Source organism: Gordonia metallireducens (assembly GCF_021245825.1).
Classification (GTDB): Bacteria; Actinomycetota; Actinomycetes; order Mycobacteriales; family Mycobacteriaceae; genus Gordonia; species Gordonia namibiensis.
The window spans coordinates 1-11,822 of sequence record NZ_JAJQJP010000031.1; the positions used below are offsets into that span (position 1 = coordinate 1).

Genomic DNA, 11,822 nt, shown 5'->3' on the forward strand with positions numbered 1-11,822 from the left:
CGCGGAACACTCGACGCCGTCCTGCGAAGGGCGTCATCCGCGGCGCTTGCGGCCCCACAGCAGGTAGACAGCCGGTCCGACGCCGGCGGTCGAACCGATCGACAGGCCGATCGCCCACGCGCGCTTGGGCCCGTTGATCTCCTCGGGGCGGCGTCCGGCGAGATCCCGCAGGGCCCACACCCGGGTGCCCGCGTCGACGGCCGCGACCGCCACGATGGCAGCTTTCGCGGTGGGGGATAGCTCTTTCCAGCTCTTCTTCGGCTTGCTCATGGAGGAGGATAGTAGCGGGCGGCACCTTCTGGTCCCGCCGGATCTCACGTCAGACACGCCCTCGCAGAATCAGATTCCAGTACAAGCGGGGCAGGACGTAGCGGTCGAACGCCCAGGCGCTGCGACGTGGTTTGAGCGGGTCGAGGAATGACGGGATCGATGACATCGACGTTCCGTCCCGGTCGAACTCGGCCGCGATGAGACGATGCGACGCGGTCGCGATCGGCGCCACCGTGTAGCCGTCGAAATCGCGTAGAGCATTGCCGGTGCGTGCTGCGAGGATGTTGTCGACCAGGATCTCCACCTGCTTGCGGAGTCCGCCGCCCGAGGGGTCGGTGGCGATCGCGGCCCCATCACCGATCGCCCAGACCTCGGGGTGGGAGCGATGCCGCAACGTCTGCGGATCGATGTCGACGAGTCCTCGCTCCTGGTCCCCGGCGAGCCCCGACTCCTCGACCATCGACGGGCCGCGGAAGGGTGGCACCACGTGCAGCATGTCGAACTCCAGGTCCTGGGTATGGGCCGCCGACGTCGCGGTGACCCGCCTGTCGCCGGGATGTAATTGCACTCCGGAGCCGAGGAGGACACGGATGCCGAGCTCCTCGAGACGGGCGAACAGGCGGGCGTCGAGGTCGTCGACGCCGAGCAGGTGAGGTCGGTCCACGACCAGGGTGATGTCGAGTGTCGGCAGGAGCCCGATGCGTTCCCAGTGCGCGGCGGCGAGGAACAGCGGCTTGAGGGTGGTGCCGGTGCAGCTGACCGGGGGTCGCGGCACCGTGAACACCGCTCGACCGCCGCGCGGCATCGAAGTCACCAGCTCCCAGGTCTTCGCCGCTCGGTCGAGGTAGTTGCTGGTCACCGACGGCTCGTCGATCGCCTCTCCGATGCCGGGCATCGCTTCCACGTCGGGTACGAGACCGACCCCCAGGACCAGATCGCGGTATTCCACGACGGTTCCCGATTTGCACTGGATCGTCCGTGGGTCGGCATCGATGGATGTCACCGAATCCCGCAGCCACGTCGCCGATTCCGGGGTCACCGACCGTTGGGTGCGCTCGGCGTCGCGGAGTGTCGCCTGTCCGCCACCGACGTAGGACAGCAACGGCCGGTAGGTGTGTACGGCTTGCGGCTCGATGATCGCGACGTCAGAGACGCCGCGTCGGATCAGGCGTGCGGCTGCACTGATGCCGGCGTTGCCGCCGCCCACGACGACGACGTCGAACCGGCGGGTCTGGCTGGATGTGGTCATGTCCGCGGGTACCCGCTGGACCCGCCGGGAAACGGACGGGGTCGTTCAGATCACCGCACGTAGCGGAGGAAGACGTCGTCGTGATGCGGGACCGCATGCGCGAGACGGAAGCGACGCGGGGCGTCGAGCGGGCTGAGGACTGCGGCGGCGGAGTCGGTGACCGGGCTGCCCTCGCCGGTCACCTGAGGTGCCATCGTCACGCAGAATTCGTCGACGAGGTCGGCTTCGGTGAGTTTGTCGAGCAGGCTCGGACCGCCCTCGCAATGAATGCGACGCAACCCTCGGGCCCGCAGCTCGTCGATAGCCGCAGGAAGGTCGATGGTTTCGTCACCCACGGCGATGACCTCGGCTCGGTCGTGCACCGGGGAGGTGTCGGCCCGGGCGGAGGTGATGACGATCGGACGCTGCTCGGGCGGGACGTCGAGGGACCTCTCGGGAAGTGAGCAGGACTGCGAGACGATCGCCAGGCGCGGGATGTCCGACGCGCCCGGCCACCCAAGCCGCGACCGCAACGCGATCAGTTCGTCGGACAAGGCCGGGGGACCGTACTTCTCGACGCGTGCGGTGGCGGCTCCCACCAGCACGACGTCCGACAGTGCACGCAGAGCGTGGAAGAGGGCACGGTCGGCGGGGGAGGACAGCGGACCGACCCGCCCGCGAAAACTCACCGAGCCGTCGATGCTCATCACCATGTTGGTGCGCAGACCCTCGGGGAAGTCGGCGTAATGGCGTTCGGCGAAGGTCGGGGCGTCGAAATCCGGATGGTCCTGCAGCGTCTTGTCGCTCATGCGTCGTGTCCCGGGGCGATGTGGCGGACATCGGCGAAACTGACCCACGAATCGCGCGACGGATCGTCGACGACCACCGCGCCGTCGACCGGTTCGACGATGTGCGCCGTATGGTCGCCGACATCGATGCGATCGAGAATACTTGCGGCGAACCACATCTCCGAGTCGTCGAGAATGGGCAGCCCGTACGGTCCTTCTGACCAGCGACACCTCGCGAACTTGTCGACCTCGTCGCCGGTTTGCCCTCCGAACAGTTCGGCGAGCTCGCGGTGAGCGCTCGGGATGAGGTGAACGGCAAGGTGTTCGGCGGAGGTCGCGATGCCGTGCGTGTGGTTGGCCTGCGAGATGCCGATGAGGAAACGGCGGGGGTCGATGCTCGTCTGGGTGGCGAAACCCACGAGACAGCCCGACCGGCGACCGTCGGCGACGGTGGTCACGACGAACACCGGGTAGTCGATGATCTCGACCATCTTGTCGAACGCGTCCGTTCCTGCCACACCCACCTCTTCTCCTCGGGAGCCACTTGTCGTGCGAGAGTTACCCGATCTTGGTGGTCACCAATCCCCGCCGGCCCACGAGAAGGGGAATCGCCACCTCCGATCCGGGGGGACTGGCCGGAACCAGCGCATCCGTATCGGAGATGGCGAATCCGTGACACCTCGGTGCTAGGCGGCGTCGGTGATCTGCTGACGCTGCGCGGTGTACATCTCGGCGAGGTTGCTCGTGACCTCCGAGCTGACCGATGGTGCGCTGTCACTGAAGGTGTTGTGGGACACCGAGAAGGAGACTCCCCGCTCCTCGCCGACGACCAGGGTCCCCACCATGTGGACCTCGATGTCGGAGATGGAGAACTGACCGGTCATCCGGACCGCTTTGTAGTCGCCACTGATGGGCAGGGTCTGCTTGTCGAGTTTCATTGCGACGGGGATGGTCTCCCCGTCCTCCTCGAGGTTCAGCGTGAAGGTCTCGCAGGCGGAGAGGATGTCGTCGAAGTCGTCGTAACCGCCATCGGCAGGCTTGGTCACGTCGGCGCTGTACTGGTCGAGGCCGAAGAAGACCTCACCGCCGTCGACGGTCTCGGAGAGTTCGCGCTGCGCGAAGTCGGCGCTGCTGTCCGGGGTCTTCACCAAACGAGCACACTTCTCGTTGTCGACGGTCGTGCCGTCGTCGTCGGACTGCTCGGTCTCCAGCGTGAATTCGCCGGTGATGTCCGGGAACTCGGACTCCGGCAGCAGCAAGTCGACGGCCGACGCGGTCGGGACCTTCGGCTCGTCGGAGCTGTTGTCGCCGCCGCCCAGTGTGAATGCCAGGACGACCGCCACCACGACGATCAGCACGAGCAGGAGACCGCCGCCGCCGATGAACCACGACTTCTTGCCGCTACCCGGCGACGCCGGGGGCGGGGGAGGCTGCTGTCCGTAAGGCTGCTGTTGGCCAAACGGTTGCTGACCGTACGGCTGCGGCCCACCGGGTTGCTGACCGTAGGGCTGCTGACTTCCGGGCTGTTGGCTGTACGGCTGCTGCCCGTAACCGGGCTGCGGGTAGGGCTGCTGCCCGTAACCGGGCTGGGGGTAGGGCTGCTGCCCGTACGGCTGCTGCCCATCCTGCGGGCCGAGCCGAGTGGGCTGGTTGGGATCGTAGGGACTACCCACGATGGGCTCCTTCTCTGAGGCGATTACGCAAGATCCGACCGGAGGCGGTCATCGACAACGGGAGAGTACCGAGCACCAATGCGCCCAACAGGGTGTTCGAGAAAGGTCCACCGGCAGCATTCAACCGGATGTTCTCGCAGCTCAGGAGGGGTGGAGCGCGTCGTGAAGATTGCGTTCCCCGGCCTATTTCGCGAACGCGCGGAATACCGTTTTTCATGCAATCGAATGAGAATCGAAGGACACGCGAGCGTCAATTCTGAGCATGAGATTCGTAAACGGGCAGACATTCCTCGGGGACTGCGGTCCACTCAGGACACGGTGGCGGGGACATACCGGCTCGGCGTCGCCGTGCCTGTGATCGACGAGCCGGGCGAAGGAGACAAGGTCTCATGACAACAAGTACCCCACGCCGGTTGCTGGCCGAACTCTTCGGCACGTTCTGGTTGGTCTTCGGTGGTTGTGGCAGCGCCATCTTCGCGGCCAAATACGTCGCGAACGCCAGCGAGGACAATGACACCCTGATCCAGTTGGGCATCGGTCTGCTCGGCGTCTCGCTGGCATTCGGTCTGACGGTCGTCACGATGGCCTACGCCGTCGGGCACGTTTCGGGTGCCCACTTCAATCCGGCGATCACCCTCGGCGCGGTGGTCAGCGGCAGGCTGCCGGTGAAAGACCTGCCGGGCTACTGGATCGCCCAGGTCGTCGGCGGTCTGCTTGCCGGCACCCTCCTGTACGCGATCGCGAGCGGTCGGCCGGGCTTCGAGGCGACCGGGAACATGGCGGCCAACGGCTACGGCGACCATTCGCCGAACAACTACACCCTCGTGGCGGTCCTGATCGCCGAGGTGGTCCTGACGGCGTTCTTCCTGCTGGTCGTCCTCGGCGCCACCGACGGCCGGGCACCCGTTGGATTCGGGCCGCTGGCAATCGGTCTGACCCTGACGCTGATCCACTTGATCTCCATCCCGATCAGCAACACCTCGGTCAACCCGGCCCGTTCGACGGCGGTCGCGTTCTTCAACGGCAACGGGGCCCCCGGCCAGTTGTGGTTGTTCTGGCTCGCGCCGCTGCTGGGCGGCCTCATCGGTGGCATCCTCTACCCGCTGATGTTCCAGGACGGAAAGTTCGCGCTGGGCAAGGCGCCCGGCGAACCGGCCCCCGCGCCGACGCAGGGTGGGACCAGGGGCTGACCGGGCACGGCCGGCGTCGCCGGTGGTGCGACCATTGACCGATGACCGCAACTCTCGTCGCCAAGGATGTCGCGGGCGGATACGCCCATCGCGTCCTGTTCGATCACCTCGACCTCACCGTCGCTCCCGGCGATGTGGTCGGGGTGGTCGGCGCGAACGGGGCGGGTAAGACGACGCTGCTCCGGGTGCTGGCCGGTGATCTCGCACCGCTGGCTGGGTCGGTGTCACGGGCACCGTCGGACGCCTTCGTCGGCTGGCTTCCTCAGGAACACGAGCGAATTCCCGGTGAGACGGTCCGTGAATATGTGGGGCGTCGCACCGGTTGCACGGCTGCCACACAGGCGATGGATGCTGCGGCCGCGGCGCTTGCGGACGAGTCCGCTTCGGCAGGTGCCGACGATCCCGCCGACGTCTATGCGGCGGCACTCGATCACTGGCTCACCACCGGCGCTGCCGATCTCGACGAACGCCTCCCGGCTGTCCTCGCCGACCTCGGTCTCGCCACCGACGTCATCGACCCCGACACCACGCCGATGACCGCCCTGTCGGGTGGGCAGGCCGCGCGGGTCGGCCTCGCCGCACTGCTGTGCTCCCGATTCGACATCGTGCTGCTCGACGAGCCCACCAACGATCTCGATCTCGACGGCATCGCTCGACTGGAGGAGGTCGTCGCGGGCCTCCGCGGCGGGGTCGTGCTCGTGAGTCACGATCGAGAATTCCTGGCACGCAGCGTCACCCGGGTCCTCGAACTCGACCTGGCCCAGCACACCAACACTGTCTTCGGCGGCGGTTACGAGAGCTACCTCGAGGAACGCGAGGTAGCGCGCCGGCACAAGCGCGAGGAGTACGAGGAGTTCGCCGCGAAGAAGGCCGATCTCGTGGCACGGGCGCGCACGCAGCGGGAGTGGTCGAGTCAGGGTGTGCGCAACGCGATGCGCAAGGCACCCGACAACGACAAGATCCGACGCCGCGCCGCCACGGAATCGAGTGAGAAGCAGGCGCAGAAGGTCCGGCAGATGGAGAGCCGGATCGCACGCCTGGACGAGGTCGCCGAACCGCGCAAGGAATGGGTCCTCGAGTTCACCATCGGCTCGGCACCACGATCGAGCTCGGTCGTCTCGACGTTGAACAACGCCGTTGTGCGACAGGGAGATTTCGTGATGGGGCCGGTCTCGATCCAGGTGAACGCCGGGGAGCGTATCGGCATCACCGGACCCAACGGCGCCGGGAAGTCGACGCTGCTCCGACTCCTCCTCGGCCACCTCGAACCCGACTCGGGGACAGCGCAACTCGGCGCCAACGTCGCGATCGGTGAGATCGACCAGGCGCGAGGCCAGTTCACCGGCACGACACCGCTGGCCGATCGCTTCGCCCAACTCGTACCCGACCACACCACGGCCGACGTCCGGACTCTGCTGGCCAAGTTCGGTCTACGCGCCGACCATGTCGACCGCGCGGTCGGCGAGCTGTCGCCGGGGGAGCGCACCCGCGCCGGACTGGCGTTGCTACAGGCCCGCGGGGTGAACGTCCTGGTGCTCGACGAGCCCACCAACCATCTGGACCTTCCCGCGATCGAGCAGTTGGAATCGGCACTCGACTCCTACGACGGTGCGCTGCTCCTGGTCACCCACGATCGGCGGATGCTCGCCAACGTCCGCGTCGACCGGCACTGGCACGTCGAGGGTGGTCACGTCACCGAGCAGTGAGGCGTAACCCTCATACGTCGACCGGTGCCGGTTGGGAGAGTGGGTCACCAGGCCGTCGTGAGGTCGACAGGGCCCGCTCCCTGAGAAGTGCCCGGTTCCCGACTGCCGAACCTCAACTCCGACCGGCAGACGTCGATCGAAGTCTGCCGGTCGGGTTGACGTCGACCGGTGGCCGGTCGGGAGGGTGTCTCGCCAGGCCTTCGAGGCTGTCGGCGCAGGGGTTGACATACAACCGATCGGTTGTATGTTGTAGATGTGGCCGAAACCACTGGTACATCGCCAGACGAGGAGGACAGGGCCGATGCCCTGTTCCACGCGCTGTCCGATCGCACTCGCCGAGACATCCTGCGGCGAGTGCTCGCCGGTGAACACTCGGTCTCGGTACTCGCCGCGAAATACGACATGAGCTTCGCGGCAGTGCAGAAGCATGTCGCCGTGCTGGAGAAAGCGGGCCTGCTGACGAAACGACGTCAGGGGCGCGAGCAACTGGCCAGTGGCGATGTCGCCGCGGTGCGTTCGGTGGCCTCGATGCTCTCCGAACTCGAACAGGTGTGGCGCGGCCGTATCGCGCGCATCGACGACCTGCTCTCGCTCGAAACCCCACCCACTGCAACATCATCGGAGGAATGACCCATGCCTGTCATCGACATCACCCCGGACCTCGACGCCCGCACGATCACGATCAACGCGGAGTTCGCCGCCCCCGTCGAGCGTGTCTGGCAGATCTACGCCGACCCGCGCCAGCTCGAGAAGATCTGGGGCCCGCCGACCTACCCGGCGACCGTCGTCGACCACGAGTTCGAGCCGGGCGGCAAGGTCACGTACTACATGACCAGTCCCGAAGGGGAGAAGTTCGGCGGCTACTGGAAGGTCGAATCCGTAAACGAGCCAGACGGTTTCACGTTCCTCGACGGGTTCGCCGACGCGGACCTCAACCCGATCACCGACATGCCCGAGTCGCGTAATTCGTACGCGTTCGTGGAGAAGGACGGCAAGACCGTCGCCACCTACATCAGCACCTTCGAATCCGCCGAAGCGCTTCAGAAGGTTCTCGACATGGGCGTCGTCGAGGGTTCCACCGCGGCGATCAACCAGATCGACGAGTTCCTGAAGTCCTGAGACCTCGATACGGCCCTCGGCTGGCGCCTAGGCCTACTCGGCCGGCGGGGGTGGCTCGGCCGGCGGGATTCAGATGTTGGAGTCCAGGGACGGGAACCCGTCGGGCAGTTCGGCGGCCGGCGCGTCGCCGAACGTCCCCGTCTTCACGTCCAGGCCGTGCGTGTAGGCGGCCATCGAGATTGAACCGGCCGCATGCCCGTCAACGAGCAGATCGAGCGGCGACTCCTGCGCGAGACCGGCGATGTAGAGCAGCGGCAGGTAGTGGTCCGGCGTCGGTACCGAGTTGTCGAAGTCGGGGTGCCCGTCGAGACTCAGGACGTCAGAGGGGTTGTCCTGCAGCACTTCACGGGCTGCGTCGTCGAACCGGTGGGCCCAGTCGTAGCCGGAGTCGGCCTTGGCGAAATCGATCGCGTGCAGGTTGTGGACGATGTTGCCGCTGCCGATGATCAGCACCCCCTGCTCACGTAGCGGCGCCAGCTTGCGGCCCAGCTCGTAGTGATGCTCGAAGTCCTTGAAGGCGTTGAGCGACAGCTGCAGAACCGGGATCGAGGCGTCGGGGAAAGTGTGCACGAGGACCGACCAGGTCCCGTGATCGATGCCCCAGCTGTCCAGGTCGTGGCCGCACCACGTGGGTTTGACGACGTCGGAGACCATCTCGGCGACCTCGGGGTCGCCGGGTGCGGGGTACTGGACGTCGAAGAGGTCCTGCGGGAACCCGTAGAAGTCGTGGATGGTGCGCGGTCGTGGCATCGCCGTCACCGCCGTCGCGTTTGTGTACCAGTGCGCCGAGATCACCAGGATCGCCCGCGGCTTCGGGACCGCCTGCCCGAGTGCTCGCCATGCCTCGGTGTACTTGTTGCGCTCGAGTGCGTTCATCGGGTTGCCGTGTCCGATGAACGCGGCCGGCATGATCGGCTGGGTGGTGGTCATGGTGGCCGCCTCGGGTCGTGCTGGTCGGGTCAGAAGATGACGGTACGCCGCGTTTGCGTGCCGAATCCGCCGGATCCGACTCGCGACGACGACCCATGTCGGACGCTGACCGTATGGCAAAGCGCTGGTCGACGATCGTGGTGATGCTGATGGTCGCGGTACTCGCGGCGTGTGGCTCTGGTGGATCGGGGCCTGCCGAATCCTCCGGCGCCTCGTCGGCCCCAGAGAAAGCTGCGGCGATCGAGCGGATCGTCGAGGAGTTGAAAGCGTCGAAACACCTGAAAGCGGTGATCGTCCGCGTGACCGATGACGGCGACGAGGTGATCACCAAGGCGTACGGCGAATCGCAGACCGGTGTCCCGGCCACGCCCGACATGCACTTCCGCAACGGCGCCGTCGCCATCGCGTACGTGGCCGCGGTACTGCTGCAGTTGGTCGACGAGGACAAGGTGTCCCTCGACGAAACCATCGGGAAGTGGGTCCCGCAGATCCCGCACGCCGACGAGGTCACGCTGGGGCAACTCGCGACGATGACCTCCGGGTATCAGGACTATGTCCTCGGCAACGACGCCTTCGAGACGACCGAGCTCACCAACCCGTTCAAGGCGTGGACCACGGACGAGATGCTGTCCTACGCGGTGGACAAGCCCCTGCTGTACAGGCCCGGCACGAACTGGAACTACGCCCACACCAACTACGTCATCCTGGGCCTCGCGCTGGAGAAGATCACCGGTGAACCCGTCGAAGAGCTGCTCCGCGAACGGATCTCGAAGCCGCTGGGACTCGAGAACACCGTGTCGGCTCTGACCGCGACCATCCCCGAGCCCGCCCTGCACGCATACTCCTCCGAACGCCGAGGGTTCCTGAACCTGCCGCCGGACACACCGTTCTACGAGGAGACCACCGGGTGGAACCCGTCGTGGAGCATCACCCACGGGGCCATCCAGACCTCGAACATCTACGACGTCGAGGCGACCGGGCGCAAGCTCTTCGCCGGTGAGACGCTGTCGAAGGAGTCCTACGAGACGATGACCTCGACCCGGCTCCGCGGTGTCGCCCGCCCGCTGTACGGCTGCGCGACGTGCCTGGAGATGAGCGAACGTTACACCTACGGCATGGGCGTGGTCCTGACCGGCGACTGGATCGTCCAGAACCCGCTGTTCAACGGGTACGCCGCCGTGGTCGGGTACCTGCCCGAGGAGAAGGTGTCCATCGCGGTCGCGGTGACCTACGAAGCAGAGGCGTTCGGTCCCGACGGCTCCTACGACAACGGTGGCAACCCGATCTTCTCGCGGATCGCGGCGCTCATGGCGCCCGATCACGCGCCGCCGATCCCGCGGAACTAGAGCGCGGGCGGCACGGTGCCTAGGGTGGGGTGCATGGTCGACCGCCACTCCGACGACGATCTACGGGTCGGGAACCCCGAACGCGAACGCGCGATCGCGCTGTTGAACGACGCGTTCACCTCCGGCTATCTGGAGATCGTCGAGTTCGAAGACCGGTCCGGGCTGGTGTACACGGCCAAGACCCGCCGCGAACTCCGCGCCGTACTGGAGGATCTCCCCAGCGCCGCGAAGCTGTTCCCCGAACTCCCCGCCGTCACACCGTCCGGGCCCGCTGCCGAGCCGCTCCACCTCGACGCGGATTGGAGCGAGGTCCGGCGAAAGGGGGTGTGGGAGGTTCCCTCCTCGATCCTTGCGACAGCCTCGGTGGGTACGGTCGAGCTGGACTTCACCGCAGCGAGATTCACCGGACCCTCGACGTCGGTGCAACTACAGGTGTCGGTGTCGACGGTGAAGCTGAAGCTCGGGCCGGAACACGAGGTGCGGTACTCCGATCTCCACCTGTCCGGATGGTCGAAGGTCAAGGACAAGGCGGGAGCCCCCACGCGTCCCGGGGGAGCGGTCATCGAGCTGATCGGATCGGCCTCGGGAACGAGCTCCGTCGTCATCCGCCGTACCTGAACGAAACCCGAAGGGTGGACTTGCACTCACGCTGAACTCAAGGGTGTCGCCGACCCTGCCCCGGTTCGTAGCGTCGGCCCCGTGGCCGACCAGACCCTGAGCATCAGCGCGCCCGGAGCGCGAGTGCCCACCGAATCCGATTCCGCGAATTCGACATCCGCGCAGACGAAGACGAAGAACCGTCGACGGCACACGGTTGTCCGGGCCCTGTCGCCGGTCGCCGTCCTCCTGTTGTGGCAGGTGGGCAGTGCACTCGGCATCATCCCGCAGGACAGGTTGCCCGCGCCGTCGCTGATCGCCGAGGCGGGGTGGGAGGTGCTCGCCAACGGTCATCTCCTCGACGCCATCGCCGCATCCGCGCAGCGTGTCGCCGTCGGTCTCGCGATCGGAGTCGCCGTCGGCGTCGGACTCGGTCTCCTCGTCGGGTTGAGCCGGTACGCCGACTCGATCGTCGACCCCAACATGCAGGCCATCCGGGCGTTACCGCTGTTCGGCCTGATCCCGCTGTTCATCCTCTGGTTCGGGATCGGGGAGATGCCCAAGGTGCTGCTCGTCGCCCTCGGTGCACTCTTCCCGCTCTACCTCAACACTTCCGCCGCCATCCGGCAGATCGACCCTCGACTCGTGGAAACCGCACGCGTGCTGGGATTCTCGCGGATCACCACCATTCGCGACCTCGTCATCCCGGGAGCGATGCCGCAGATCCTGGTCGGCCTCCGTCAGGCGCTCGCGATCGCCTGGCTCAGTCTCATCGTCGCCGAACAGATCGCCGCCACCTCCGGACTCGGTTACCTGATCAACAACGCCCGCGACTTCCTGCGCACCGACATCATCTTCTTCGGCCTGATCGTCTATGCCGCACTGGGTCTGATCACCGATGCCGTCGTTCGCGCACTCGAGCGCTACACCACCCGATACCAGAACCGTTGACATGCAACGCGCTACCCCGACGAG

At 66.5% G+C, this 11,822-nt stretch carries 14 protein-coding genes; 8 read left to right on the forward strand and 6 right to left on the reverse strand.

Features of this window, described 5'->3' with window-relative positions; translation table 11 throughout:
• Positions 1 to 33 precede the first annotated feature (33 nt).
• The 5 genes from LQD00_RS12525 to LQD00_RS12545 form a co-directional block, all read right to left on the reverse strand.
• Entirely contained in the window at positions 34 to 270 is a 237-nt protein-coding gene (locus LQD00_RS12525) for a hypothetical protein (RefSeq protein ID WP_232717545.1), read from the reverse strand.
• A 49-nt stretch (positions 271 to 319) separates the two neighbouring features.
• Positions 320 to 1,519 (reverse strand): NAD(P)/FAD-dependent oxidoreductase, encoded by a 1,200-nt coding sequence (locus LQD00_RS12530; RefSeq protein ID WP_232717546.1) that lies wholly within the window; start codon positions 1,517 to 1,519, stop codon positions 320 to 322.
• Between the two features lie 50 nt (positions 1,520 to 1,569).
• Positions 1,570 to 2,307 (reverse strand): pyrimidine reductase family protein, encoded by a 738-nt coding sequence (locus LQD00_RS12535; protein WP_232717547.1) that lies wholly within the window; start codon positions 2,305 to 2,307, stop codon positions 1,570 to 1,572.
• Complete coding sequence (locus LQD00_RS12540) at positions 2,304 to 2,777, reverse strand: flavin reductase family protein (RefSeq protein WP_232717646.1); 474 nt, start codon at positions 2,775 to 2,777, stop codon at positions 2,304 to 2,306. Before LQD00_RS12540 ends, LQD00_RS12535 begins: the two co-directional genes overlap by 4 nt.
• A gap of 195 nt (positions 2,778 to 2,972) precedes the next feature.
• Positions 2,973 to 3,959, reverse strand: a complete 987-nt coding sequence (locus tag LQD00_RS12545; RefSeq protein WP_232717548.1) for a hypothetical protein — start codon at positions 3,957 to 3,959, stop codon at positions 2,973 to 2,975.
• Positions 3,960 to 4,121: 162 nt separating this feature from the next.
• Between LQD00_RS12545 and LQD00_RS12550 the strand changes: the two genes are divergently transcribed.
• From LQD00_RS12550 to LQD00_RS12570, 5 genes are all read left to right on the forward strand, one after another.
• Positions 4,122 to 4,352 carry a hypothetical protein gene (locus LQD00_RS12550; protein ID WP_232717549.1) on the forward strand — a complete coding sequence of 77 codons (231 nt, stop codon included), beginning with the start codon at positions 4,122 to 4,124 and terminating at the stop codon, positions 4,350 to 4,352.
• Complete coding sequence (aqpZ, locus tag LQD00_RS12555) at positions 4,349 to 5,149, forward strand: aquaporin Z (protein ID WP_232717550.1); 801 nt, start codon at positions 4,349 to 4,351, stop codon at positions 5,147 to 5,149. Before LQD00_RS12550 ends, aqpZ begins: the two co-directional genes overlap by 4 nt.
• A gap of 41 nt (positions 5,150 to 5,190) precedes the next feature.
• Positions 5,191 to 6,855, forward strand: coding sequence for an ABC-F family ATP-binding cassette domain-containing protein (locus tag LQD00_RS12560; RefSeq protein WP_232717551.1), 1,665 nt, complete (start codon positions 5,191 to 5,193; stop codon positions 6,853 to 6,855).
• Positions 6,856 to 7,110: 255 nt separating this feature from the next.
• Positions 7,111 to 7,485 carry an ArsR/SmtB family transcription factor gene (locus LQD00_RS12565; protein ID WP_232717552.1) on the forward strand — a complete coding sequence of 125 codons (375 nt, stop codon included), beginning with the start codon at positions 7,111 to 7,113 and terminating at the stop codon, positions 7,483 to 7,485.
• Between the two features lie 3 nt (positions 7,486 to 7,488).
• On the forward strand, positions 7,489 to 7,974 hold the full coding sequence (locus LQD00_RS12570; protein WP_232717553.1) for an SRPBCC family protein: 486 nt from the start codon (positions 7,489 to 7,491) through the stop codon (positions 7,972 to 7,974).
• Positions 7,975 to 8,043: 69 nt separating this feature from the next.
• Here the strand turns inward: LQD00_RS12570 and ygiD are convergent, their stop codons facing one another.
• Positions 8,044 to 8,883 (reverse strand): 4,5-DOPA-extradiol-dioxygenase, encoded by an 840-nt coding sequence (gene ygiD, locus LQD00_RS12575; protein ID WP_454771249.1) that lies wholly within the window; start codon positions 8,881 to 8,883, stop codon positions 8,044 to 8,046.
• Positions 8,884 to 9,017: 134 nt separating this feature from the next.
• On the opposite strand from ygiD, the gene LQD00_RS12580 reads away from it, so the two are divergent.
• From LQD00_RS12580 to LQD00_RS12590, 3 genes are all read left to right on the forward strand, one after another.
• Positions 9,018 to 10,250 (forward strand): serine hydrolase domain-containing protein, encoded by a 1,233-nt coding sequence (locus tag LQD00_RS12580; protein WP_232717555.1) that lies wholly within the window; start codon positions 9,018 to 9,020, stop codon positions 10,248 to 10,250.
• A gap of 33 nt (positions 10,251 to 10,283) precedes the next feature.
• Entirely contained in the window at positions 10,284 to 10,868 is a 585-nt protein-coding gene (locus LQD00_RS12585; RefSeq protein WP_232717556.1) for a DUF1707 SHOCT-like domain-containing protein, read from the forward strand.
• A gap of 81 nt (positions 10,869 to 10,949) precedes the next feature.
• Positions 10,950 to 11,798: an ABC transporter permease gene (locus LQD00_RS12590; RefSeq protein ID WP_232717557.1), complete on the forward strand. Its 849-nt coding sequence runs from the start codon at positions 10,950 to 10,952 to the stop codon at positions 11,796 to 11,798.
• The last annotated feature ends 24 nt before the right edge of the window (positions 11,799 to 11,822 follow it).